22 protein-coding genes are annotated in these 23,606 nt (G+C 61.8%); 8 read left to right on the top strand and 14 right to left on the bottom strand.

All coding sequences use genetic code 11. The features are described from left to right. Positions 1-35: 35 nt before the first annotated feature. From QRN61_RS00450 to QRN61_RS00460, 3 genes are all read left to right on the top strand, one after another. Positions 36-1,160 (top strand): PepSY-associated TM helix domain-containing protein, encoded by a 1,125-nt coding sequence (locus QRN61_RS00450; RefSeq protein WP_150370194.1) that lies wholly within the window; start codon positions 36-38, stop codon positions 1,158-1,160. Further along, entirely contained in the window at positions 1,157-1,336 is a 180-nt protein-coding gene (locus QRN61_RS00455) for a hypothetical protein (RefSeq protein WP_027610674.1), read from the top strand. Before QRN61_RS00450 ends, QRN61_RS00455 begins: the two co-directional genes overlap by 4 nt. A gap of 193 nt (positions 1,337-1,529) precedes the next feature. After that, the gene (locus QRN61_RS00460) at positions 1,530-2,159 is read left to right on the top strand and encodes a glutathione S-transferase (protein WP_285372981.1); all 630 of its coding nucleotides are present in this window, start codon (positions 1,530-1,532) and stop codon (positions 2,157-2,159) included. 172 nt (positions 2,160-2,331) lie between these two features. On the opposite strand, the gene creD is transcribed toward QRN61_RS00460, so the two are convergent. The 4 genes from creD to rloA2 form a co-directional block, all read right to left on the bottom strand. Then, entirely contained in the window at positions 2,332-3,702 is a 1,371-nt protein-coding gene (gene creD, locus QRN61_RS00465; RefSeq protein WP_285372982.1) for a cell envelope integrity protein CreD, read from the bottom strand. Between the two features lie 204 nt (positions 3,703-3,906). Beyond that, the gene (gene creC / locus QRN61_RS00470) at positions 3,907-5,325 is read right to left on the bottom strand and encodes a two-component system sensor histidine kinase CreC (protein ID WP_285372983.1); all 1,419 of its coding nucleotides are present in this window, start codon (positions 5,323-5,325) and stop codon (positions 3,907-3,909) included. Further along, positions 5,325-6,005 (bottom strand): two-component system response regulator CreB, encoded by a 681-nt coding sequence (creB, locus tag QRN61_RS00475; protein ID WP_027610670.1) that lies wholly within the window; start codon positions 6,003-6,005, stop codon positions 5,325-5,327. The genes creC and creB overlap by 1 nt, the downstream gene beginning before the upstream one ends. 68 nt (positions 6,006-6,073) lie before the next feature. After that, the gene (gene rloA2 / locus QRN61_RS00480) at positions 6,074-6,577 is read right to left on the bottom strand and encodes a retropepsin-like aspartic peptidase RloA2 (protein ID WP_007962587.1); all 504 of its coding nucleotides are present in this window, start codon (positions 6,575-6,577) and stop codon (positions 6,074-6,076) included. Between the two features lie 310 nt (positions 6,578-6,887). Between rloA2 and yihG the strand changes: the two genes are divergently transcribed. Further along, the gene (yihG, locus tag QRN61_RS00485) at positions 6,888-7,775 is read left to right on the top strand and encodes a 1-acylglycerol-3-phosphate O-acyltransferase, YihG family (protein WP_285372984.1); all 888 of its coding nucleotides are present in this window, start codon (positions 6,888-6,890) and stop codon (positions 7,773-7,775) included. A gap of 1 nt (position 7,776) precedes the next feature. On the opposite strand, the gene QRN61_RS00490 is transcribed toward yihG, so the two are convergent. Continuing rightward, on the bottom strand, positions 7,777-8,334 hold the full coding sequence (locus tag QRN61_RS00490) for a DUF2780 domain-containing protein (RefSeq protein ID WP_285372985.1): 558 nt from the start codon (positions 8,332-8,334) through the stop codon (positions 7,777-7,779). 148 nt (positions 8,335-8,482) lie between these two features. Here QRN61_RS00490 and QRN61_RS00495 point away from each other — a divergent pair, with 148 nt between their 5' ends. Further along, on the top strand, positions 8,483-9,118 hold the full coding sequence (locus tag QRN61_RS00495; protein WP_285372986.1) for an RNA polymerase sigma factor: 636 nt from the start codon (positions 8,483-8,485) through the stop codon (positions 9,116-9,118). Continuing rightward, entirely contained in the window at positions 9,115-9,789 is a 675-nt protein-coding gene (locus QRN61_RS00500) for an anti-sigma factor (protein WP_285372987.1), read from the top strand. The genes QRN61_RS00495 and QRN61_RS00500 overlap by 4 nt, the downstream gene beginning before the upstream one ends. 216 nt (positions 9,790-10,005) lie before the next feature. Here the strand turns inward: QRN61_RS00500 and fdhA are convergent, their stop codons facing one another. The 8 genes from fdhA to QRN61_RS00540 all read right to left on the bottom strand — a co-directional run bounded on the left by fdhA (position 10,006) and on the right by QRN61_RS00540 (position 20,142). Continuing rightward, positions 10,006-11,205, bottom strand: a complete 1,200-nt coding sequence (gene fdhA, locus QRN61_RS00505) for a formaldehyde dehydrogenase, glutathione-independent (protein WP_183785509.1) — start codon at positions 11,203-11,205, stop codon at positions 10,006-10,008. Positions 11,206-11,405: 200 nt separating this feature from the next. Continuing rightward, positions 11,406-12,263, bottom strand: a complete 858-nt coding sequence (gene purU, locus QRN61_RS00510; RefSeq protein WP_003228959.1) for a formyltetrahydrofolate deformylase — start codon at positions 12,261-12,263, stop codon at positions 11,406-11,408. A 221-nt stretch (positions 12,264-12,484) separates the two neighbouring features. Next, positions 12,485-13,117, bottom strand: coding sequence for a sarcosine oxidase subunit gamma (locus QRN61_RS00515; protein ID WP_008086919.1), 633 nt, complete (start codon positions 13,115-13,117; stop codon positions 12,485-12,487). Between the two features lie 159 nt (positions 13,118-13,276). Next, positions 13,277-16,294, bottom strand: coding sequence for a sarcosine oxidase subunit alpha (locus QRN61_RS00520; RefSeq protein ID WP_285372988.1), 3,018 nt, complete (start codon positions 16,292-16,294; stop codon positions 13,277-13,279). Next, complete coding sequence (locus QRN61_RS00525; protein ID WP_003228964.1) at positions 16,291-16,620, bottom strand: sarcosine oxidase subunit delta; 330 nt, start codon at positions 16,618-16,620, stop codon at positions 16,291-16,293. The genes QRN61_RS00520 and QRN61_RS00525 overlap by 4 nt, the downstream gene beginning before the upstream one ends. A gap of 14 nt (positions 16,621-16,634) precedes the next feature. Then, positions 16,635-17,885, bottom strand: a complete 1,251-nt coding sequence (locus QRN61_RS00530; protein WP_285373085.1) for a sarcosine oxidase subunit beta — start codon at positions 17,883-17,885, stop codon at positions 16,635-16,637. 20 nt (positions 17,886-17,905) lie between these two features. Continuing rightward, positions 17,906-19,159, bottom strand: coding sequence for a serine hydroxymethyltransferase (gene glyA, locus QRN61_RS00535; protein WP_007962601.1), 1,254 nt, complete (start codon positions 19,157-19,159; stop codon positions 17,906-17,908). A 272-nt stretch (positions 19,160-19,431) separates the two neighbouring features. Beyond that, entirely contained in the window at positions 19,432-20,142 is a 711-nt protein-coding gene (locus tag QRN61_RS00540; protein ID WP_285372989.1) for a TraX family protein, read from the bottom strand. A gap of 126 nt (positions 20,143-20,268) precedes the next feature. Between QRN61_RS00540 and QRN61_RS00545 the strand changes: the two genes are divergently transcribed. Together QRN61_RS00545 and QRN61_RS00550 are read left to right on the top strand one after the other, a co-directional pair. Then, on the top strand, positions 20,269-21,309 hold the full coding sequence (locus QRN61_RS00545) for a threonine aldolase family protein (RefSeq protein ID WP_016772826.1): 1,041 nt from the start codon (positions 20,269-20,271) through the stop codon (positions 21,307-21,309). Positions 21,310-21,517: 208 nt separating this feature from the next. Then, positions 21,518-22,342: an SDR family oxidoreductase gene (locus tag QRN61_RS00550; protein ID WP_285372990.1), complete on the top strand. Its 825-nt coding sequence runs from the start codon at positions 21,518-21,520 to the stop codon at positions 22,340-22,342. Between the two features lie 121 nt (positions 22,343-22,463). Here QRN61_RS00550 and gbcB read toward each other — a convergent pair whose 3' ends face one another. Next, positions 22,464-23,564 (bottom strand): glycine betaine monooxygenase reductase subunit, encoded by a 1,101-nt coding sequence (gene gbcB, locus QRN61_RS00560; protein ID WP_095187122.1) that lies wholly within the window; start codon positions 23,562-23,564, stop codon positions 22,464-22,466. Positions 23,565-23,606: the final 42 nt, after the last annotated feature.

Raw genomic sequence — 23,606 nt, forward strand, 5'->3', positions numbered from 1 at the left:
CCGTGGACGGCTTCGGTGTTTTTGAAGGTCATGAAATGAAAAGTAAAACAATTCGCCGCTGGTCGTTCATCCACACCTGGACCAGCCTGATCTGCACCGTGTTTCTGCTGCTGTTGGCATTGACCGGTCTGCCGCTGATCTTTCATCACGAAATCGAGCACCTGCTCGGCGATGCCCCGCAAGTGCGCGAAATGCCCGCCGACACGCCGCGCCTGAACCTGGCGCAACTGGTCGAGGCCGCAGAAAAACATCGCCCAGGTGAAGTGGTGCAGTACTTCGGTTTCGAAGACGACGAACCGAACGCCGTGCTGACGATCATGGCGAAAACCGCCGGCACCGAACCGAACTCGTCGCACACCTTCATGCTCGATGCGCGCACCGGTGAAGCGCTGGAAACCCCATCGGCCAACGGTGGCCTGATGTTGTTCATCCTGCGCCTGCACGTCGACATGTTTGCCGGGCTGCCGGGCAAGTTGCTGCTGGCGTTCATGGGGCTGCTGTTCGTGGTCGCGATCATCTCGGGTACGGTGCTGTACCTGCCGTTCATGCGCCGCTTGCAGTTCGGCACCGTGCGTCAGGACAAGTCCACCCGCCTGCGCTGGCTCGACCTGCACAACCTGATTGGCGTCGTTACCCTGACCTGGGCCTTGGTGGTCGGCGTCACTGGAGTGATCAGCGCCTGCGCCGACCTGCTCATCGCCGCGTGGCGCAATGACACGCTGACCGCCATGGTCGCGCCCTATCGCGATGTCCCGCCGCTGACCCGCCTGGCCCCGGCCACCCGCCTGCTCGACATCGCCCGCGACGTGGCGCCGGGGATGAACCCGGACTTCATCGCCTTCCCTGGCACGCGGTTTTCCAGTGAGCATCACTACGCAGTGTTCATGAAGGGCGGCACGCATCTGACCTCGCACCTGCTGACGCCGGTGCTGATCGACGCCAGCACCCTGCAAGTCACCGCTGTGGCCGAGCGCCCGTGGTACATGGACGCCATGGGCATGTCGCAGCCGCTGCACTTCGGCGACTACGGCGGCATGCCGATGAAGATCCTCTGGGCGACCCTCGACGTGCTGACCATCATTGTCCTCGGCAGCGGCGTGTACCTGTGGGTGGTACGGCGTAAAGCGGCAAAACCGTTGCCGCTGGAGGCTGCTGCATGAAGCCGCGTCAGAGCAATTTCTGGAAGGTCTTCAGCACACCGCTGGTGATTGCGCTGCTGAGTGCGGCGGGATTGTTTTCGGCGCTGTTGGGGGACGGGATCTGGGATGCGTTGAGCTGGGTCGGGCTGGGTGTTCCGGCATTTCTGGCGATCAAGGGATTGCTGCGACGCGGGTGATTTCCGTGTCGCCTGACAAGGCCTCTTCGCGAGCAAGCCCGCTCCCACAGGGGATTTGTGAACGAAACAGATCCAGTGTGGGAGCGGGCTTGCTCGCGAAGGCGGCCTGATGAACACCACCAAATCCCTCGCCAGCCGCTCTGTATCTGACTAGGCTAATCTCCTGCTCTTCGATGACCACCGAGGTTTGCCAATGTCCGCCCCCAGCATGACCCTGTTCCACAACACGCTTTCCCCGTTCGTGCGCAAAGTGATGGTGCTGTTGCACGAGACCGGCCAGCAGGATCGCGTCGCCCTGCAAGACTGCGTGCTCAGCCCTGTCAGCCCGGACGCTGCGCTCAATGCCGACAACCCGCTGGGCAAGATCCCGGCCCTGCGCCTGGCCGACGGCAGCGTGATCCATGACAGCCGCGTGATCCTCGAATACCTCGACCAGCAACACGTCGGCAATCCGCTGATCCCCCGCGAAGGAGCGGCCCGTTGGCGGCGCCTGACCCTGGCCTCGCTGGCCGACGGGATCATGGACGCCTCGGTGATGGTGCGTTACGAACTGGTGCTGCGCGCCCCGGAAAAACACTGGGACGAATGGCTCGATGCCCAGCGCGAGAAGATCCGGCGCGCCCTGGCCTATCTGGAAAGTGACGCCATCGCCGAGCTGACCAGCCATTTCGACGTGGCGGCGATCAGCGTCGCTTGTGCACTGGGTTACATCGATCTGCGTCATCCGGATCTGGACTGGCGCAGCGCCAATCCGCAACTGGCCAACTGGTATTTCGACGTAAGCCAGCGACCGTCCATGGTTGCCACGATGCCCAAGCCTTAAGGCTGCGGCGCCTGATCCGGCCCCTTCGCGAGCAGGCTCACTCCTACAGTTGACCGCATTCCCCTGTAGGAGTGAGCCTGCTCGCGATGGCACCACCTGGGTTCCGGCGGCAGTGCTGCAACAATCAGCGTCAGCAAAACCTCGACCTGCCGCTGGTCCTCTCGCAACCCGCTCATTGCATCGCCTCCACATCAAACGCCAGCGGCTTGGCCGGTTTCTGCCCGATCCCGTACCAGTCGAGTTTGCGCGTCAGCACCATGAACACCCCGAGCAGGCCGAACAACAGCAGCGAACCCATCAGCAACGCGTAATCCTCGGCGCTCAGCAGGCCATACAGCAGGCCATACAACGCCGCCAATCCCGCAGAAAAACTCAGGCCGTGGCGCACGCTGTGCAGCACGTGGCAAACATAAAACCCGATCAACAGCACACAGCCACTGGCCGACAGCAGATACGCCAGGGCAAAGCCGATGTGCTCCGACAACGACAACAGCAACAGGTAGAAGAACGCCAGCGCCACCCCGACCAACGCGTATTGCACCGGGTGCACCGCCAGACTCTTGAGCACCTCGAACAGGAAGAAACCGGCGAACGTCAGGACGATGAACAACAGCGCATATTTGATCGCCCGATCACTCTTCAGGTACTGATCCACCGGATCGATGAAGCTCACTCCAAAGCTGCGCCCGTTGAACGCCTCGCAGTCATTGCCCATCACGCAACGGCTCATGGCTTCTTGCAGGTTGGTGGAGAAAAACGTGGTCTGCCAATCGGCGCTGAAACCCTGGTCGCTGATCTCGCGTTTGCCCGGCAGGAAGTTGCCAACAAAACTGGGGTGCGGCCAGTTGGCGGCAAGGCTGACGTGACTGCTTTTGCCCACCGGCAACACCAGCAGCGAACCGGTGCCTTGCAGGCGCAGGTCGAAACCGAAAGTCAGTTCCGTGGCGTTGCGAGTGTCCAGCGCCGGCAACGTCACCCGCACGCCTTCGCCGAGCCAGCCGACCTGGGTGCCGGGTACGAAGTCCAGGCGTTGACCGTCGAGTTCCAGTTTCAGGGCGTTTTCAATACCGCGGATGTCACTGATGCCCACCGCCAGAAACGGCGCATCGAACTGGTAATCGGCAAAGTCTTCCTTGATCCCCAATTGCGCCGGCAACGAGAAATGCCCATTGATGCGATTGTCGGCATGGAACAGTCGCGCTTCGTAGATACCGCGATTGCGCAGTTCGGTTTGCACCTGGCCGTCGAGCTCGAAACGCTCCGGCAGAAAATACAGACGACCGCGTTCTTCACTTGGCTCGTCGTAGCGCTGGTTGGTTTTGTCGTTGAGCTTCCAGTTGTGAATCACTTTGCGATACGGCACTACCATCACCGGCCCGCTCAGTTGCTGGCTGTAGCTGGAGCTGCGAGCGATGTCTTCAAGCACACCATCGCGCAGTTGCTGACGGTCATCGATGATGCCGTCGATCATCAGCAGCGGTATCAGCAACAGCAGGATCAGCAGGGCAATCGCCCCAAGCTTTATGGTCAGATTCTTGTTCATGGGACTCTCCCTGTTTGGATGGGCAGAGTCTGCTGTTGATGTATGAGGGGAATGTGGGGGGAATATGGAGATTGTGTGGAGACTGCACCGGCCCCTTCGCGAGCAAGCCCGCTCCCACAGTTGATCTTTGGTGTGACCGAGACCTGTGTTTCAACACCCCCCCCCTGTGGGAGCGGGCTTGCTCGCGAAGGCAGCGACTCGGTTTCAGGACAAGCGCAATGTCACTTCCACACCGCTCTCGACGTTGCGGATATGCATCGACCCACCATGCAACTTCACCACTTCCTCAACAAAGTTCAGCCCCAGTCCAGTGCTCTTGCGCCCAGTGTCCGGGCGCGGCAGCGAGTAAAACCGTTCACTCAAGCGCGTCAGGGCGTACTCGGGAATCGCCGTCGCTTCGTTGAACAAGCGCAACTCGACCTGCTCCCCGACACGCTCGGCACTGAAGCGCAGCAGCCCGGCGACCGGGGTGAAATCCAGCGCATTCTCCAGCAGATTGCCCAACGCCTGACGCAACAGAAACGGCTCGCCGATCAGCAGCAGATCTGGCGCAATCGTCTGCTCGACCGTGAGCCGCCGGCCTTCGATGCGCGCTGCCTGCGCCCGCAGCAAATCATCAACCAATGCCGCCAGAGGTACCGCCACGCGCTCGTCCAGTCCCTGACGCTGCTCGACTTGCGCCAGATTCAACAGCCGCTCGATCAACTGCTGCATCCGTGCGCTTTCGCTGTCGATGTTGCCGACAAAGCGCAGGCGCTGAATCGCTGGCATCTCATCCTGCAGCAATTCCGCAGCACCGCGAATCGCCGCCAGCGGACTCTTCAATTCATGGGTCAGGGTGTGCACGTAGCGTTCGACGTAAGCCTTGCCTTCGAGCTGGGTGCGCATCTGCTCCACCGCTGTGGCCAGTTGCTTCAGTTCGCCGCCACGGTAATGCGGTACTTCCACTCGCCGGCCTTCGCTCACCGCCTGCGCATACCCGGTCAAACGGTGCAGCGCGCGGCTCAGCCACCACGACAGCAAAGCGCCGAACAGCAGACCGAGGCCGATCAGCCCGGCACCGTAAAACAGCAAGCGCCGCTCGGTACGATCAACATAAGGCTGCAATGAGCTGTTGGGTTTGGCCACGGTAACCACGCCGATGATCCGGCCGTTGTCGCGGATCGGCGCACCGACGTGCATCACCGAGGAGTTCGCATCATTCGGATCGCTGCGGCTCGAACGAGCGCCGTACTCACCACGCAAAGTCAGGTACACGTCGTTCCAGCGCGAGTAATCCTGACCGACCGCCACGCCGCTGGAATCCAGCACCACGATGCCTTTGGCGTCGGTGACGTAGATGCGGTGGTTGACCTGGTTTTTCGGCAAACCCCAAATCGTCGCCTGTGGTTGGCGCTCGCCGTAGGCCCGCAACAATTCGGGCCAGCGGTTCTCGCTGAGCGTGCCGGCCTTGAAATCATCACGGAGAATTTCCGCCATCAGGTTGGCGGTGTCGACCAGGGTTTCTTCGGTGGACTGGCGCACGCCCGGGCGGATTTCTTCCATCACCGTGTTGAGCACGAAGTAACCGGTCAGGCCGATAAACAGCACATACACCAGAAAAATCCGCAGCCCCAACGACATCAGCTGTGCCCCGGGCTGTAGCTGTAACCGAGGCCGCGGTGGGTCTGGATCGGCTCGGCATCGGCCCGCACCAGGCGCAATTTGGCGCGCACGCTTTTGATGTGGCTGTCGATGCTGCGCTCGTAGCCGGCGTCCGCCGCCACGCCCAGCGCATCGAGCAATTGCTCGCGGCTGAACACCCGCTGCGGTTGTTCGAGCAGGCATTGCAACAGACGAAACTCATGACGGGTCAGGCTCAACGGCTGTCCCCGATAGACGATCTGCACACGCTCGGCATCGATGCGAAACAGCGTCGAGGACGCTTCAACCGCAGGACGCGGCGCCATGCGCTTGAGAATCGCCCGTACCCGCGCCGCAACCTCACGCGGGCTGAACGGCTTGACCACGTAATCGTCGGCGCCGATCTCCAGCCCCACCACCCGATCGATCTCGGCGTCCCGGGCACTGAGAAACAGCACCGGCACTTCACTGAAGCGCCGCAGCTGTTTGCAGGTTTCGAAACCGCTGATGTCCGGCAGGCCGATATCGAGAATGATCAAGTCAGCCGGGGTCTGCCGTTGAAACTCCAGCGCCGCCGCGCCGAGGCTCAGCCACGTGGTGGCGAACCCCTCGCCCTGCAGGGCAAAAATCAGCGTGTCGGCAATCGCCGCTTCGTCTTCGACAATCAGGATATGAGGCATGGCGTCCGAGCCCATGGGTTAAGTGCGCGAACGGTGCCCCAAGCCTGACGTTACGTCAATGAGACCACTTAGCAGTCCGGCTTGTCGGCGGTGAAACGCCGCGCCGGGTTCACTGCCGCGCCGAACTCGCGCAGGGCCTTGGCACCGATCAGCAGCGGGTAGTTGAAGTTGCTGCGGTCGGTCAGGTTGACCTCAACGGTGCGCTTGACGTTGCCCAGGCACAATTCCAGATCAACCACCGGGCGCTTGGCGACTTCGGTGCTGTCGCCCTCGTCCTCTTCATCCGAGCGGCTCTTGATCTTGCTGATCCGCGCGACCTTGTGTTCGTAGACCTTGTTGCTGGCATCCTTGGTGCCGAGGCGGAAACGCACCCAGTTTTCGCCATCGCGGGTGAAGGTCTCGATGTCCTTGGCCGACAGCGAGGCGGTCAGCGCGCCGGTGTCCATCTTGGCCTTGAGCACCTCACCACCGATTTCCGGCAGCGCGATGTATTCGTAACGCCCGTACAGGGTCGGCTCGGCGGCCATGACCGGCAGGGCGACGAGGGCAAACAGTGCAAGGAGGGATTTCACGTAGAGGGCTTCCTTGGAAAATGAGGGCGTCAGACGCGAGATTTTAGACAGCGGACGGGCAATTGGTTCGCCTCAAGTCCGCCTTCGCGAGCAGGCTCGCTCCCACAGGGGATCCGGGATCTGTTGGAGATGGCATGCACACTGAAGATCCACTGTGGGAGCGGGCTTGCTCGCGAAGAGGCCAGCCCTGCCAACACGTTAATCAGCTCCAGCATAGCCAGCCAAAAGTGAAACATTCGTCACCATCGATTTGGCCTGTCACCCGAAGCCACTTATCATGGCGCGCCCATCCGCCTTCATAGAGTTGCTTATGCGCCGCCTGCTCACCGGCTGTTTCGTCACCCTGCTGCTGTTGCTCAACACCCTGATCCTGATCGGGCCGTTGCTGGTCTTTGCCCTGCTCAAGCTGATCGCGCCGGGGCGCTGGCGCGATTACGCCTCGTGGGCGGTGATGTGGATTGCCGAGACCTGGGCCGAAATCGACAAGCTGATCTTTCGCCTGTGCATCCCCACCCAATGGGACATCCGCGGCGGCGCAGACCTGCGCGGTGACACTTCGTATCTGGTCATCAGCAACCACCAGTCGTGGGTCGACATTCCGGCGCTGATCCAGACCCTCAACCGGCGCACGCCGTTCTTCAAGTTCTTCCTCAAGAAAGAACTGATCTGGGTGCCGTTCCTCGGTCTGGCGTGGTGGGCGCTGGATTACCCGTTCATGAAGCGCTACAGCAAAGCGTTCCTGGCCAAACATCCGGAGTTGGCGGGCAAGGATCTGGAAATCACCAAGCAGGCCTGCGAGCTGTTCAAACGCCAGCCGGTGACGGTGGTGAATTATCTGGAAGGCACCCGCTACACCGCGGCGAAAAGCGCGCAGCAGCAGTCACCGTTCAAGCATCTGCTCAAACCCAAGGCGGGTGGTGTGGCGTTTGTTCTGGCGGCGATGGGGGAACAGCTGGATGCGCTGCTCGACGTGACCGTGGTTTATCCACAGCAGAAGATTCCGGGATTCTGGGACCTGATCAGCGGCAGCGTGCCGCGAGTGATCATCGACATCCAGACCCGCGAACTCGACCCGGCACTGTCGCAGGGCGATTACGAGAACGATCCGCAGTTTCGCCAGCAGGTCCAGAACTGGGTCAACCAGCTCTGGACCGAGAAGGATCAGCGCATCAGCGAACTGCGCGGCGAGCGCGGCTGAATCAGCTGCCGGTGCCGGCGCCCCAGATGCTGCCTAAGCTTTGCAGCAGCGGGCCGCCGACGCCCTGATCACCCAGATACTTGAGCAGCACCGGGGCAAACTGGCCGACCATCCCGCTGTCCATGCCCAGTGCACCGAAGGCGTTGTTCAAATCATTGGTGTCCTTGACGTTGCCCAGCGCATTTTCCAACCCGGCTGACTTGCCCGACGAGCCCAGCAACCCGCTCAATGCCGCCAGATTGCCGCTACCGCCCGACAGTTTGTCGATGCCCGGCACTTCTTTGGCCAACTGCGAATAATCGGTGCTGCTCAATTGGTTCTTGGCCAGGCCCAGCATCGCACTGGTTCCCCCTACAGCTTGCTGGGGCGTGACGTTCAGCGCACTCAAGGCACTCAGCAATCCAGCGGTTTCCGAAGTCGGTGCAGCGGCGGCAGCCTTGTCCCCCCCTTGCATACCCGAGACTGCACCGGCGACATCGTTCAAGCTGAAACCGGCAAACACCGGGCTCGCTGCAAGGGTCATCAGTGAAGCCAAGGCCATACCGCGTGAAATCTTCATTCAGACATCCTCTTGCGCTGTGGTAACCGCCCGTCTATGAGCGGCAAAACTGCCGGTTTGACCGGGTTTCAGCCAGCATGTTCCTCGCCGACGCATCCATTTTCAGCATAGCCACGTATATAAAACGTGAAACCGCGGATAACCCGAGATGAATGGCACAAGCGCCGTCGCTGAACTAGCCTGTGAACAGCCCGAGCAGCGCCCTCGTCGCCCGCCCATTGCCTGGAGAGCCGTCATTTCCATCGCCGACCCCGATCAGTTGCGCCAGCTGTTGGCCCAGTGCTCACTGGGCGACCGCGGTGCATTCGAAACGCTCTATCGCAGCGTTGGCCCACGCCTGCACGGCGTGGCCCTGCGCTTCATGGGCCGGGCGGATCTGGCCGAGGAAGTGCTGCAGGAAAGCTTCGTGCGCATCTGGAATAACGCCTCGCGCTACGAAGCCCACTTGTCGACGCCGCTGACCTGGATGATCAACATCACTCGCAATCAGGCCATCGACCAATTACGCAAGCAGCGCGAACGGCCGCTGACCGACTTCGAACAGGACACCCTGCCGGACGATGGCCCTTCAGCCCACGACCTGTTGAACAGCAGCCGCGAAGCCAGCGCGCTGCATCGCTGCCTGGACACCCTCGACGGCATGCAGCGCCAGTCGATCAGCGTCGCCTACTTCCAGGGCCTTTCCTGCTCGGAACTGGCCGAACACCTGGCGGCACCGCTGGGCTCGGTGAAGTCGTGGATTCGTCGCGGCATGGAGCGTCTGCGCAGGTGCCTTGAATCATGAATTACCAGACCCCCGCCTTGCGCCGCGCCCTCGCTGCCGATTACGCCATTGGCCTGATGTCGTCGGCGGCGCGTCGGCGCTTTGAACAATTGCTGCTGGATGACGCGGCACTGCGAACCGAGTTGGCGCAGTGGCAGGAGAGCCTCGCCAGCCTTACCGAAACGCTGCCGGAGCAACCGGTGCCGGATCGGGTGTGGCAATGCATCACCGCACGGATCGAACCGCAAGTGCTGCACGTCCCGGAAAAACGTCCGTTCTGGAACTGGCTGCGCGTCAGCGTCGCTGCCTGTTCGATCGTGGTGCTGGTGTTCCTCGGCTCCCTGTACAACCGCGACGACGCCCGCTACCACGCCACCTTGCTGAGCGCCGACACGCAGCCGGCACTGAAGGTCGAGGCGCATGCGGATTATCTGCAAGTCGAACCGCTGACTTTGGCGGCAGTCGGGCCGGATCGCAGCCTGGAACTGTGGGCGATACCGGCGGACGGCAAGCCGATTTCGCTGGGGGTGATTCCTGCAGGCGGCAAAGGCAAGGTTGAACTGAGCGCGGCGCAGAAAGTCTTGATCGGCCAGCCGATTGCGCTGGCGGTCAGTCTGGAGCCGAAGGGCGGCTCGCCGACCGGGCAGCCGACGGGGCCGGTGCTGTACCAAGGCGCGTTAGCGGCTCTCTGACTCTGGCACCACAAACCTTTTGTGGCGAGGGAGCTTGCTCCCGCTGGGCTGCGAAGCGGCCCAAATCTTGTGTGGGTAATTTTCCTGAGACGCCGCATGTGTGGATTTTACGACGGCTTCGCCGCCGAGCGGGAGCAAGCTCCCTCGCCACAGGTTTCGTGCTCATCCCCATAAAAAACGGCGACCTTGAGGTCGCCGTTTTGCATTGCCTGAAACTTACGCCGCACTGAACAACCGATGCGGATCGATCACAAACTTCTTCGGTACGCCGGCATCGAACTCGCCGTAACCTTCCGGCGCCTGGTCGAGGCTGATGACCTGCACGCCGACCACTTCGGCGATGTTGATGCGGTCCCACATGATCGCCTGCATCAGTTGGCGGTTGTACTTCATCACCGGGGTCTGGCCGGTGTGGAAGCTGTGGGATTTGGCCCAGCCCAGACCGAAGCGGATGCTCAGGCTGCCCATTTTCGCGGCGGCATCGACCGCGCCCGGATCTTCGGTCACGTACAGGCCCGGAATACCGATCTTGCCGGCCACACGCACCACGCCCATCAGCGAGTTGAGCACAGTGGCCGGTGCTTCGGCTTTCACCCCGTCATGCCCGTGGCCGCGTGCTTCGAAGCCCACGCAATCCACCGCGCAATCGACTTCCGGCTCGCCCAGCAGCGCGGCGATCTGTTCGTGCAGCGGCGTGTCCTTGGACAGGTCGACCACTTCAAAACCCTGAGCCTTGGCGTGCGCCAGGCGGATGGTGTTGACGTCGCCGATGATCACCACCGCCGCCCCCAGCAGACGCGCCGAAGCTGCAGCGGCCAGACCGACCGGGCCGGCGCCGGCGATGTAAACGGTGCTGCCCGGGCCAACGCCCGCCGTGACTGCACCGTGATAACCGGTCGGGAGGATGTCGGAGAGGCAGGTCAGGTCGCGGATTTTCTCCATGGCCTTGTCGCGATCCGGCAGTTTCAGCAGGTTGAAGTCGGCATACGGTACCAGCACGTATTCGGCCTGGCCGCCGGTCCAGTCGCCCATGTCGACATAACCGTAGGCACCGCCGGCACGGGCCGGGTTGACGGTCAGACAGACGCCGGTGTGTTGCTCCTTGCAGGAACGGCAGCGCCCGCAAGCCACGTTGAACGGTACGGAGACCAGGTCGCCGAGTTTCAGATTCTCGACGTCGGAACCCTTTTCGATCACTTCGCCGGTAATTTCGTGGCCCAGCACCAGACCGGTCTGCGCCGTGGTACGGCCGCGCACCATGTGCTGGTCGGAGCCACAAATGTTGGTGGACACCACACGCAGGATCACCCCGTGCTCGATCTTCCTGCCACGCGGGTCCTGCATTTTCGGATAGTCGATTTTCTGTACTTCGACCTTGCCAGCGCCGAGATACACCACACCACGATTGCCAGACATGCTTTCACCTCGCTGTTGTTTTTATGGAACTGCGTTGCCCAGGCAGGCAGCGCGTTAAGTGCTCGGGTACAGATGCTGATTGTTGTGTTGCCTGTTATGGCCTCATCGCTGGCAAGCCAGCTCCCACAGGTTTCGGGTGGAACTCAAAAATTGTGTACGACACAAATCCCTGTGGGAGCTGGCTTGCCAGCGATGGCGATCTAAAGAACAACGGTTCTGTTGGCGTTCAAAAACACCCTTCTTTCGATGTGATAACCCACGGCCCGGGCCAGGGTCAGGCCCTCGATATCCCGCCCCTTGGCAATCAGATCCTCCGGGTAATGACTGTGATCCACCGCCTCGACGCCCTGGGCGATGATCGGCCCTTCATCGAGGTCGTTGTTGATGTAATGCGCCGTCGCGCCGACCAGCTTCACGCCCTTGTTGTAGGCCTGGTGATACGGCTTGGCACCCTTGAACCCCGGCAGCAGCGAGTGGTGAATGTTGATCGCCTTGCCATCGAGCTTGCGGCACAGCTCCGGTGACAGCACCTGCATGTAGCGGGCGAGGATCACCAGTTCGGCGCCGGACTCTTCGATCACTTGCCACACCTGACGCTCCTGCGCCGGTTTGTCGTTGGGGTCGAGGGGGAAATGGTAGTAGGGAATCTGGTGCCAGTCGGCCAGCGGCTTGAGGTCCGGATGGTTGGACACCACCGCCGCCACGTCCATCGACAACTGGCCGATGCGCTGGCGGTAGAGCAAATCGTTGAGGCAGTGATCGGCCTTGGAGACCATGATCACCACTTTTGGCCGGTAGTTCGGCGCGGTCAGCTCGAAGACCATGCCGAACGCCTGACCGCGCTCGGCAAGGCCGGCGCGGAAGGATTGTTCGTCGAAACCGTCAGGCTGACGGAATTCCACGCGAATGAAGAAACGACCCGAGAGCCGGTCATCGAACGAATGGTGCTCGGTGACGTAGCAACCCTGCTCGAACAGAAAACGCGTCACCGCGTCCACCGTGCCGAGCACGCTGGGGCAGTCGGCGGTCAGAATCCATGTGTCTGGGGCGCGGCTCATGGTGCGGTGACTCCTGTTTCAACATCTGTGAGCAGAGTGAACTCTGTGGCGAATGAGTTCTGTGGCGAGGGAGCTTGCTCCCGCTGGGTTGCGAAGCGACCCTAAAATCATCAACCGCGTTCTTCCAGAAAGAATGCGCTCGCACGCTTTTGCGACTGCTTCGCAGCCGAGCGGGAGCAAGCTCCCTCGCCACAAGAAGCAATCGCGGCAACCACTTAGTATTACGCCTGAACGCTGAGGCCGTACTCGGCCGACGCATCCTGCAACCACAACCACCAGTAGTCCGAGAAGCTGCGGCGGATCAGCAATTCCCAGGTGTCTTCGGCGGTATGGCGGATCATCAGCTGCGACTTGGCGAACACCGTGCCCACCGCTTTGCCGACCGGGAAGTTGTTCGGGTGCACGTCATAGCTGGTGGATTTCATCAGCACCTGACGCACGTTCGGCCCGCTCAGTTCGAGCACCTGCTGGCCGCCGCTGACGTTGACGATCGCGATGTGCAGGTCGCCCAGCGCCTCGCGCAGTTTCTGCTCGGCGGCGAACTCTTCACCGCTTGGCACGATCAGCAGCCACTCGTCCGGGCCCATCCATTGCAGGCTGGTTTCGCCTTTGACGATCACGCTCAGGGCGCCCGGCAACTCAATGCCGAGGGCCTTGTGCACGCCAGCGGCGAAGGCTGCATCGTGGCCATCGCCACGAATGGTCAGGTGACCGAGGAGTTTCTTTTCACGCACGATCACGCCGGCGTTCTTGCGACCCTTGCCGACCAGGCTGGCGAGGTCGGCATGGTGCAGCGACGACTCGGCCTTGGCCCCGGTGGTCGGGCGTTGTTGGTACACGTTGGCTGTGGTCATAAAGCACCTTCCTGAATTCTGACTTGAACCCTTTGCAAGCAGGTCTACCGCTATCGCGAGCAGGCTCACTCCTACAAGGGGTACGCGATCACCTGTAGGAGTGAGCCTGCTCGCGATGAAGTCAACGCGGTGCGACTGCACTCCACAGGAGCCGAACCATCAAATGTTCTGCCGATCACCCTTCGGATCGAAGAACACCGAAGACACAATCTCCGCCTCGATCACGCTGCCATCGGCCAGCGGCGCGAACACCCGCTCACCCATGCGCTTCAGACCGCCCTTGACCACGCCCATGGCAAACGAATAGCCGAGGGAGTTGTGCGCGTAGCTGGAGGTCACGTGGCCGACCATGGTCATCGGGATCGCCTGCTTGGTGTTGAACACCAGTTGCGCACCTTCCGGCAGCCAGACGTTCGGGTCGATCGGCTTCAGGCCCACCAGTTGCTTACGCTGATCCTTCACACAGTCTTCACGGTTCATGCCGCGCTGGCCGATCCACGAGAACGGTTTGGTGCGACCGACGCACCAGCCCATGTTCAGGTCGTCCGGGGTCATCGAGCCGTCAGTGTCCTGGCCGACGATGATGAAACCTTTCTCGGCGCGCAGGACGTGCATGGTTTCAGTGCCGTACGGCGTCAGGTTGTACTGCTTGCCAGCCTCGACGATTTTCTCCAGCACGCCCATCGCGTAGTCGGCCTGCACGTTGACTTCGTACGACAGCTCACCGGTGAACGAGATGCGGAACACCCGCGCCGGCACGCCGCCGACCAGACCTTCTTTCCAGGTCATGAACGGGAACGCTTCGTTGCTCAGATCAATGTCGGTCACGGCGCTGAGCAGCTTGCGGCTGTTCGGCCCGGACAGGGTCATCGTCGCCCAGTGGTCGGTGACCGAGGTGAAGTACACCTTCATATCTGGCCATTCGGTCTGGTGGTACAGCTCCAGCCATTGCAGCACGCGAGCCGCGCCGCCCGTGGTGGTGGTCATGACGAAATGGTTGTCGGCCAGACACGCCGTCACCCCGTCGTCGAAAACCATGCCGTCTTCTTTGCACATCAGGCCGTAACGCGCCTTGCCCACGTCGAGCTTGGTCCAGGCGTTGGTGTACACGCGGTTGAGGAACTCGCGGGCATCCGGGCCTTGAATGTCGATCTTGCCCAGGGTCGAGGCGTCGAGCAGGCCGACGCTGTCGCGCACGGCTTTGCATTCGCGCTTCACTGCGGCGTGCATGTCTTCACCGTTTTTCGGGAAGTACCATGGACGTTTCCACTGGCCGACGTCTTCAAACTCGGCGCCGTTTTTCAGGTGCCATTGATGCAGCGCGGTGTAGCGCACCGGCTCGAAGATGTGCCCACAGTGACGGCCGGCCACGGCGCCGAACGTTACCGGCGTGTAGTTGGGGCGGAACATCGTGGTGCCCATCTGCGGGATGGTCACGTTCAGCGAACGCGCGGCGATGGCCAGACCGTTGACGTTGCCGAGCTTGCCCTGATCGGTGCCGAAGCCCAGCGCGGTGTAGCGTTTGACGTGCTCGACCGACTCGAAACCTTCGCGGGTCGCCAGTTCGATAGCAGCGGCGGTGACGTCGTTCTGCAGGTCGACGAATTGTTTCGGCGCACGCGAGGTGCCCTTCTCGTGCGGCACCTGGAACAGCGCCAGGGTCGCTTCTTCGAGACGGCTCAGCGCTTTTGGCAGCGTGCCTTCGACCACCGCGAAACCGGCTTCACTGGCAGCGCGTGCGCCACCTTCGAAACCATCGGCCAGCGAATCTCCGAGGCCGTAAACGCCGTTGATGCCGCCGACGCACACACGCTTCTGCGGTGCTTCGCCCGGTACGAAACCGAGGATGTCTTCACGCCAGATCGGCTTGCCACCGAGGTGCGAAGCCAGGTGCACGACAGGGCTGTAACCGCCGGAACTGGCGATCACGTCGCAGTCGAGCCATTCGCCCGGGCTGGTCACGGTGTGCGCTTTGACGTCAATCGCGGCGATGCGGGCAGCGGTGACGCGCTTGCTGCCACGAGCTTCGATCACAGCGCTGCCGGTGAGGATGCGAATGCCTTTGGCGCGGGCTTCTTCCACCAGCGCACCACGCGGATTGCTCCGTGCATCGGCGATGGCCACCACTTGCAGGCTGGCGTCGAGCCAATCCAGCGCCACGCGATAGGCGTGATCGTTGTTGGTGGTCAGCACCAGCTTCTTGCCCGGTGCCACACCGTAACGGCGCACGTAAGTCGAGACCGCACCGGCGAGCATGTTGCCCGGCACGTCGTTGTTGCCGTAGACCAGCGGACGCTCGTGGGCGCCGGTCGCCAGCACGACACGCTTGGCGCGGACACGGTGGATGCGCTGACGCACCTGACCAATTGGCGCACGGTCACCGAGGTGATCGGTGAGGCGTTCGTGAATGGTCAGGAAGTTGTGGTCGTGGTAGCCATTGACCGTGGCGCGCGGCAACAGCAGCACGTCCGGAGTGTTCTTCAGTTCAGCGATGACGCTGGCCACCCACTCGATCGCCGGTTTGCCATCGAGGCTTTCGCGCGAATCAAGCAGGCTGCCGCCGAACTCTTCCTGCTCATCGGCGAGGATTACCCGCGCACCGCTGCGCGCAGCCGCCAGGGCCGCCGCAAGACCGGCAGGGCCGGCGCCGACGATCAGCACGTCGCAGTGCTGGTTCATGTAGTCGTAGGTGTCCGGATCGACTTCGGTCGGCGAACGGCCAAGCCCTGCAGCCTTGCGAATGTACTTCTCGTAGGTCATCCAGAACGATTGCGGGTACATGAAGGTTTTGTAGTAGAAACCCGGCGGCATCAGCTTGCCGCCGACCTTGCCGAGAATCCCCATCATGTCGTTGTTGACGCTCGGCCAGCCGTTGGTGCTGGTGGCGACCAGGCCTTGGTACAGCGCCTGTTGCGTGGCGCGCACGTTGGGAATCTGCGTGGCTTCGGTGGCACCGATCTGCAGCACGGCGTTCGGCTCTTCGGCACCGGCGGCGAAGATCCCGCGTGGACGCGAATACTTGAAGCTGCGGCCGATGATGTCGACGCCGTTGGCGATCAGTGCCGAGGCCAGCGAGTCGCCCTCGAAGCCTTTGTAGCTCTGACCGTTGAAGGTGAAGCTCAGCACTTTGTTGCGGTCGATCCGTCCACCGTTGGACAGGCGATTGGTCTGGCTCATACCTTCTCTCCCAGCGCCGTCGTGGCTGTTTTCGCCGTATCAGCCTTGTCGGTGAATTGCGGCTTGGTGCCGATCTTGTAGGTTTCGAGAATCTCGTAGGTCACGGTGTCGCGGGTGACGTTGAAGTACTGGCGGCAACCGGCGACGTGATCCCACAGCTCGTGGTGCAGACCACGCGGGTTGTCGCGGAAGAACATGTAATCGCCCCACTCTTCATCGGTGCAGGCGTTCGGATCCAGCGGACGCGGGATGTGCGCCTGACCGGATGCATGGAATTCCTCTTCGGAGCGCAGTTCGCCGCAGTGAGGACAGAAGATATGCAACATGGGGATTTCTCCTGTTAGTGGGCAACCGCAGCAGCGCCGTGTTCATCGATCAACGCACCGTTGTGGAAACGGTCGATGGAGAAAGGTGCGGCCAATGGGTGCATTTCACCCTTGGCCAGACTCGCGGCAAACACGTTGCCCGAGCCAGGAGTCGCCTTGAAGCCACCAGTGCCCCAACCGCAGTTGAAGAACATGTTCGGTACCGGGGTTTTCGAAATGATCGGGCAAGCGTCCGGGGTGGTGTCGACGATGCCGCCCCACTGGCGGTTCATGCGCACCCGCGACAGCACCGGGAACATCTCGACGATGGCCTGGATGGTGTGCTCGATCACCGGATACGAACCGCGCTGGCCGTAACCGTTGTAACCGTCGATACCGGCACCGATCACCAGGTCGCCCTTGTCCGACTGGCTGATGTAACCGTGCACGGCGTTGGACATGATCACGCTGTCGATAATCGGTTTGATCGGCTCGGACACCAGCGCTTGCAGCGGGTGGGATTCGATCGGCAGACGGAAACCGGCGAGCTTGGCCATGTGCCCGGAGTTACCGGCGGTGACCACACCGACACGCTTGGCGCCGATGAAACCCTTGTTGGTCTCAACGCCGATGCACACGCCGTTTTCCTTGCGGAAACCGATCACTTCGGTCTGCTGGATCAGATCCACGCCCAAGGCGTCGGCGGCACGGGCAAAACCCCAGGCCACGGCGTCGTGACGAGCGACGCCACCACGACGCTGAACGGTCGCGCCCATCACCGGGTAGCGGGTGTTTTTCGAGCAGTCGAGGTATGGGATCTCTTCGGCCACTTGCTTGGCATTAAGCAGTTCGCCATCGACGCCGTTGAGGCGGTTGGCGCTGACCCGACGCTCGGAATCTCGGATGTCCTGCAGGGTGTGGCACAGGTTGTAGACGCCGCGCTGGGAGAACATCACGTTGTAGTTCAGGTCCTGCGACAGGCCCTCCCACAGTTTCATCGCGTGTTCGTACAGGTGCGCCGACTCGTCCCACAGGTAGTTGGAGCGCACGATGGTGGTGTTGCGCGCGGTGTTACCGCCGCCCAGCCAGCCCTTCTCGACCACGGCGACGTTGGTGATGCCGTGCTCTTTCGCCAGGTAGTAGGCGGTCGCCAGACCGTGCCCGCCGCCGCCGACGATGACCACGTCGTAGACCTTCTTCGGCGTCGGCGTGCGCCACATGCGCTGCCAGTTCTCGTGGTGGCTGAGGGAGTGTTTGAAGAGGCCGAAGCCCGAATAGCGTTGCATAGTCATTTACTCCAAACCGCTCAGCGATAAACCGGGTAGTCGGCGCACAGTGCCGCGACGTTCTTGGCCACATTCGCTTCAACGTCGGCGTCACCGAGGTTGTCGAGGATGTCGCAGATCCAGCCGGCCAGCACTTCGCACTGGGCGACCTTGAAGCCGCGCGTGGTGACGGCCGGGGTGCCGATACGCAGGCCCGAGGTCACGAACGGCGACTGCGGGTCGTTCGGCACGGCGTTCTTGTTGACGGTGATGTGCGCGCGGCCAAGGGCAGCGTCAGCATCTTTGCCGGTCAGGCCCTGACGGATCAGGCTGACCAGGAACAGGTGGTTGTCGGTGCCGCCGGACACTACATCGTAGCCACGTTTGATAAACACGCTGGCCATCGCCTGAGCGTTGTCGATCACTTGTTGCTGATAGGCCTTGAAGCCAGGCTCCAGCGCTTCCTTGAAGCACACCGCTTTACCGGCGATGACATGCATCAGCGGGCCGCCCTGGGCACCGGGGAATACCGCGGCGTTGAGTTTCTTCTCGATCTCTTCGTTGGACTTGGCGAGGATCAGCCCGCCACGCGGACCGCGCAGGGTCTTGTGGGTGGTGGTGGTGACCACGTCGGCGTACGGCAGCGGGTTCGGGTACAGGCCAGCAGCGACCAGACCGGCGACGTGGGCCATGTCGACGAACAGCAACGCGCCAACCTTGTCGGCGATCTGGCGGAAGCGCGGGAAGTCCAGCGTCTTCGAATAAGCAGAGAAACCGGCGACGATCATCTTCGGCTTGCACTCGACGGCGAGACGCTCGACTTCGTCGTAATCGATCAGCCCGGTGTCGGTGTTGATCCCGTACTGCACCGCGTTGTACAGCTTGCCCGAGGACGACACTTTCGCGCCGTGGGTCAGGTGACCGCCGTGGGCCAGGCTCATGCCGAGAATGGTGTCGCCCGGCTGGATCAGCGCCAGGTACACGGCGCTGTTGGCCGAGGAACCGGAGTGCGGCTGGACGTTGGCGTAATCGGCGCCGAACAGTTGCTTGGCGCGTTCGATCGCCAATGCTTCGACTTTATCCACATGCTCGCAGCCACCGTAGTAGCGCTTGCCCGGATAACCTTCGGCGTATTTGTTGGTCAGGCCGCTGCCTTGCGCTTGCATGACGCGCTTGCTGGTGTAGTTCTCCGACGCGATCAGCTCGATGTGATCTTCCTGACGTTGCTCCTCGGCATTCATCGCCGCCAGCAGTGCATCGTCGTAACCCTGGATCTGGTCTTGCTTGCTGAACATCGCGTCTCTCCCAGCGGCATCTGTGCGCCATTCGTCTCGGTAAGGCACTGGCAATCAAGGCAGTGCCCTTTGATGCGATGGTATGACCGGTGCAGACAGCTCAAATGCCTGCGGACGCCACGCAAAGGTGCGTTTACGACATGGCCTGAAATGACCGATTGAATTCGTGGAGATCCCCTGTGGGAGCGAGCCTGCTCGCGAAGAGGCCGGCACATCCGACATGGAAGTTGGCTGACAGACCGCCTTCGCGAGCAGGCTCGCTCCCACAGGGGTCAGGTGTATGCCGCACGGATGGCGAGCAGCAGGAGGAAATGCAGGGGATAGAGCGCATACGCCCAGCGGCGCATGGGCAATGGATGAAGGGATCCGGCATGTCGCAACAAGACTATCCCGAGCAGTGGCGCAATCAGACACGCCGCGATGCCAAACACCGCCACGTAGTTACCGAACTCCGCCGCCTCATACAGCACCCGCCACTGATTGCCCGCCAGACACACTAGCCCCGGCAGCAGGCCGAAGTACCAGGGACGACGGATCACCCACAGCAGCGCCAGCGGCAACAGCACGCCAAATATGCCGAACATCAGCCACTGCGAAAACAACGCCGCCAGCAGCAAGGCGCCCGCGCCCAAAAGTCGCGACAACAACGTACGATCCTGCCAGCCCCGCGCCACCAGCAACCCCAGCGCCAGCGTAGGCATCACGTTCAAGGTGTCGGGATCAGGAATGTACAAGCGGTAGGGAATCTCGCTGACCAGGCTGAACAGCAACAACCAGCCCAGATAGCGCCACTCGGTCTTCTGCGCACCGGCCCTGGCAAGATTCGTCGCCATCGCCAGGCAGAACCACGGGAACGCCAGTCGCCCCGGCACATACAGCCAATCGGCGCTGATCCCGACATATCGCAGGTGATCGAGCAGCATGCTCAGCAACGCCAGCCACTTGAGCAGATCCAGCGCGCCGTCGCGTTTAGTCACGTGCATAATCGGGTAACAAACTGGTAATTTTCTGACAGCGACATCCCGTGTGCTCCCCGGAAGATCTTCGGTAAAGTGCGCACCCTCATTGACCACGAGCCTTCACAAGAGTCTCGACCACGGAAGCCGGCCATGACCGACAAGAGCCAACAATTCGCCAGCGACAACTACTCCGGTATCTGCCCTGAAGCCTGGGCCGCCATGGAACAGGCCAACCACGGCCACCAGCGCGCTTATGGCGACGATGAATGGACCGCACGTGCGGCCGACCATTTCCGCAAGCTGTTCGAAACCGACTGCGAAGTGTTTTTCGCCTTCAACGGCACCGCCGCCAACTCGCTGGCGCTGTCGTCGCTGTGCCAGAGTTACCACAGCGTGATCTGCTCGGAAACCGCCCACGTCGAAACCGACGAATGCGGCGCCCCGGAATTTTTCTCCAACGGCTCGAAACTGCTGATCGCCGGCACCGAAAACGGCAAGATCACCCCGCAGTCGATCCGCGAGGTCGCGCTCAAGCGCCAGGACATCCACTACCCGAAACCACGCGTCGTGACCCTGACTCAGGCCACTGAAGTCGGCAGCGTCTACACCCCGGAAGAAGTCCGCGCCATCAGCGCCACCTGCAAAGAGCTGGGCCTGCACCTGCACATGGACGGCGCGCGTTTCTCCAACGCCTGCGCATTCCTCGGCTGCTCGCCGGCCGACCTGACCTGGAAGGCCGGCGTCGATGTACTGTGCTTCGGCGGCACCAAGAACGGTATGGCGGTGGGTGAAGCGATCCTGTTCTTCAACCACAAACTGGCCGAAGACTTCGATTACCGCTGCAAGCAGGCCGGGCAACTGGCGTCGAAAATGCGCTTCCTCTCGGCACCGTGGGTCGGCATCCTCGAAAACGACGCCTGGCTCAAATACGCCCGCCACGCCAACCACTGCGCGCAACTGCTGGCCGAGCTGGTCAGCGACATTCCGGGCGTGGAACTGATGTTCCCGGTGCAGGCCAACGGGGTGTTCCTGCAACTCTCGGAACCGGCCATCGCCGCGCTGACCGCGAAAAACTGGCGCTTCTACACCTTCATCGGCAAGGGCGGCGCACGTTTCATGTGCTCGTGGGACACCGAAGAAGAACGCGTACGCGAATTGGCCCGTGACATCCGCGAAGTGATGTCCGCCTGATAGCTCCCCTGCCCTGCGGGAGCGAGCCTGCTCGCGAAGAGGCCGGCACATCCGACGTAGAAGTCGGCTGACAGACCGCTTTCGCGAGCAGGCTCGCTCCCACAAAAGCTCACCCAATCCAATCGCCCCTCCTCGTTCGCACCTGAAGACATCGTCTACATTGTCTGTCGAGCCCTCCGCCCACATAACAAGAAGCAGGAGCATCGGCATGTCGCTACAAGGCAAAACCCTGTTCATCACCGGCGCCAGCCGTGGCATCGGGCGTGAGATTGCGCTGCGTGCCGCGAAAGACGGGGCCAATATCGTGATTGCGGCCAAAAGCGCCGAAGCCCACCCCAAACTGCCCGGCACCATCCACAGCGTAGCCAAGGAAGTCGAAGCCGCTGGCGGCAAGGCATTGGCCCTGCAAGTCGATGTGCGTGATGAAGACGCGGTGCGCAATGCGCTGGCCCAGGCCAACGAGCATTTCGGCGGCATCGATGCGCTGGTCAATAACGCCGGGGCGATCAAGTTGACTGGCGTGCAGCACATCGAACTCAAGCGTTTCGACCTGATGCACCAGATCAACACCCGCGCGGTACTGCTGTGCAGCCAGGCCGCCCTGCCCTATCTGAAGAAATCCGCCGGACACATTCTCAACTTGTCGCCACCGCTGAACATGGCGAACAAGTGGTTTGCCCAGTTCAGCCCCTACACCGTGACCAAATACGGCATGAGCATGCTGACGATCGGGATGAGCGAGGAGTTCGCCAGTTACGGCATCAGCGTCAATTCACTGTGGCCGCAGACGATGATTGCCACCGCCGCCATCGAATTCCAGCTGGGCAACCGTGAGTCGTTCAAGCATGCGCGCCTGCCTTCGATCATGGCGGATGCGGCGCACGTGATCCTGAGTAGCAGCCGGCGGCAGATCACTGGACGACTGCTGATCGACGAAGAAATTTTGCGAGAGCACGGCGTGACTGAGTTCGATCATTACCGATTCGAACCGGACAGCGACGCCGCACTGATGCCCGACCTGTTTATCGACTGAAATACATTCCCCCTGTGGGAGCGGGCTTGCTCGCGAAAGCGGTGTGTCATTCAACACGTATGCCGACTGATCCGACGCCTTCGCGAGCAAGCCCGCTCCCACAGGGGATTTGCATCGATCCTTAGAATTCGATGCGCACGTCGCCCTTCGGCACGCTGCAGCACGACAAGATAAACCCTTCCGCCTCGTCGTCCTCGGTAATCCCGCCGTTGTGCTCCATCTCTACTTCGCCGCCCAGTTTCATCACCTTGCACGTGCCGCAGATCCCCATGCCGCAAGCTTTCGGGATCATCAGGCCAAGCTTGGCCGCCGCCGCGTGCACGGTTTCGCCCGGTGCCACGCGAATGCTCTTGCCGGAGGCGGTGAACTCGACCTGATGCAGATCCGCCGCATCGATTTCCGGTGCATCGGCTGCCTGCTCGGCCTGTTCCACCGCATCGGCACGAGCTTCCGGTGGCGTGGCGCCGAAGGATTCCTCGTGATAACGCGACATGTCGTAACCGGCCACTTCCAGCAGGCGCTTGACCGCGTTCATGTACGGCGTCGGGCCGCAGCAGAACACTTCGCGCTCAAGGAAGTCCGGCACCATCAGTTCGAGCATCTTGTGATTGAGGTAGCCGCGATAACCGGCCCACGGCTCGCCCAGCCCGTGTTTCTCGCAGATCAGGTGCAGGCTGAAGTTGTCGATCCGCGACGCCATGTGCTCCAGCTCGCGGTGATAAATGATGTCTTTCGGCGAGCGCGCGCTGTGGATAAAGGTCATGTCGACGTTGGCGTTGGTGTCGTAGAACCAGCGCGCCATCGACATGCACGGAGTGATCCCCACGCCGCCGCTGAGATACAGCACTTTCGGGCTCGGGAAGTCGATGGCGTTGAACAGCCCGACCGGCCCGTGCACCGCCAGCTCCTGGCCTTCATGCAGGGTGTCGTGCAGCCAGTTGGAGACCTTGCCCCCCGGCACACGCTTGATGGTCACCGAGAAGCTGTACGGCACCGACGGCGAACTGGAAATGGTGTACGAGCGCATGATCGGCTGGCCGTCGATTTCCAGCTCCAGGGTCACGAACTGCCCGGGCTTGAAGAAGAACAGGATCGGCTGGTCGGCCATGAAACAGAAGGTGCGCACGTCCCAGGTTTCCTGGATGACTTTGACGCAACGGACGATGTGTCGGCCATTCGCCCAGGTCTGGGTGGTGACCGGATTCAGGAAGCTGTTGGACATGCTGTTCTCCACGGCCGACTGTCGGCCTTCATGTGGCGATTC

This window comes from Pseudomonas sp. lyk4-TYG-107 (assembly GCF_030209055.1).
Taxonomy (GTDB): Bacteria; Pseudomonadota; Gammaproteobacteria; order Pseudomonadales; family Pseudomonadaceae; genus Aquipseudomonas; species Aquipseudomonas putida_A.

Coding starts and splice junctions, on each gene's coding strand:
- QRN61_RS00450 (WP_150370194.1), top strand. CDS start 36: ATGAAAAGTAAAACAATTCGCCGCTGGTCGTTCATCCACACCTGGACC.
- QRN61_RS00455 (WP_027610674.1), top strand. CDS start 1,157: ATGAAGCCGCGTCAGAGCAATTTCTGGAAGGTCTTCAGCACACCGCTG.
- QRN61_RS00460 (WP_285372981.1), top strand. CDS start 1,530: ATGTCCGCCCCCAGCATGACCCTGTTCCACAACACGCTTTCCCCGTTC.
- creD (WP_285372982.1), bottom strand. CDS start 3,702: ATGAACAAGAATCTGACCATAAAGCTTGGGGCGATTGCCCTGCTGATC.
- creC (WP_285372983.1), bottom strand. CDS start 5,325: ATGTCGTTGGGGCTGCGGATTTTTCTGGTGTATGTGCTGTTTATCGGC.
- creB (WP_027610670.1), bottom strand. CDS start 6,005: ATGCCTCATATCCTGATTGTCGAAGACGAAGCGGCGATTGCCGACACG.
- yihG (WP_285372984.1), top strand. CDS start 6,888: ATGCGCCGCCTGCTCACCGGCTGTTTCGTCACCCTGCTGCTGTTGCTC.
- QRN61_RS00490 (WP_285372985.1), bottom strand. CDS start 8,334: ATGAAGATTTCACGCGGTATGGCCTTGGCTTCACTGATGACCCTTGCA.
- QRN61_RS00495 (WP_285372986.1), top strand. CDS start 8,483: ATGAATGGCACAAGCGCCGTCGCTGAACTAGCCTGTGAACAGCCCGAG.
- QRN61_RS00500 (WP_285372987.1), top strand. CDS start 9,115: ATGAATTACCAGACCCCCGCCTTGCGCCGCGCCCTCGCTGCCGATTAC.
- fdhA (WP_183785509.1), bottom strand. CDS start 11,205: ATGTCTGGCAATCGTGGTGTGGTGTATCTCGGCGCTGGCAAGGTCGAA.
- purU (WP_003228959.1), bottom strand. CDS start 12,263: ATGAGCCGCGCCCCAGACACATGGATTCTGACCGCCGACTGCCCCAGC.
- QRN61_RS00515 (WP_008086919.1), bottom strand. CDS start 13,117: ATGACCACAGCCAACGTGTACCAACAACGCCCGACCACCGGGGCCAAG.
- QRN61_RS00520 (WP_285372988.1), bottom strand. CDS start 16,294: ATGAGCCAGACCAATCGCCTGTCCAACGGTGGACGGATCGACCGCAAC.
- QRN61_RS00525 (WP_003228964.1), bottom strand. CDS start 16,620: ATGTTGCATATCTTCTGTCCTCACTGCGGCGAACTGCGCTCCGAAGAG.
- QRN61_RS00530 (WP_285373085.1), bottom strand. CDS start 17,885: ATGCAACGCTATTCGGGCTTCGGCCTCTTCAAACACTCCCTCAGCCAC.
- glyA (WP_007962601.1), bottom strand. CDS start 19,159: ATGTTCAGCAAGCAAGACCAGATCCAGGGTTACGACGATGCACTGCTG.
- QRN61_RS00540 (WP_285372989.1), bottom strand. CDS start 20,142: ATGCACGTGACTAAACGCGACGGCGCGCTGGATCTGCTCAAGTGGCTG.
- QRN61_RS00545 (WP_016772826.1), top strand. CDS start 20,269: ATGACCGACAAGAGCCAACAATTCGCCAGCGACAACTACTCCGGTATC.
- QRN61_RS00550 (WP_285372990.1), top strand. CDS start 21,518: ATGTCGCTACAAGGCAAAACCCTGTTCATCACCGGCGCCAGCCGTGGC.
- gbcB (WP_095187122.1), bottom strand. CDS start 23,564: ATGTCCAACAGCTTCCTGAATCCGGTCACCACCCAGACCTGGGCGAAT.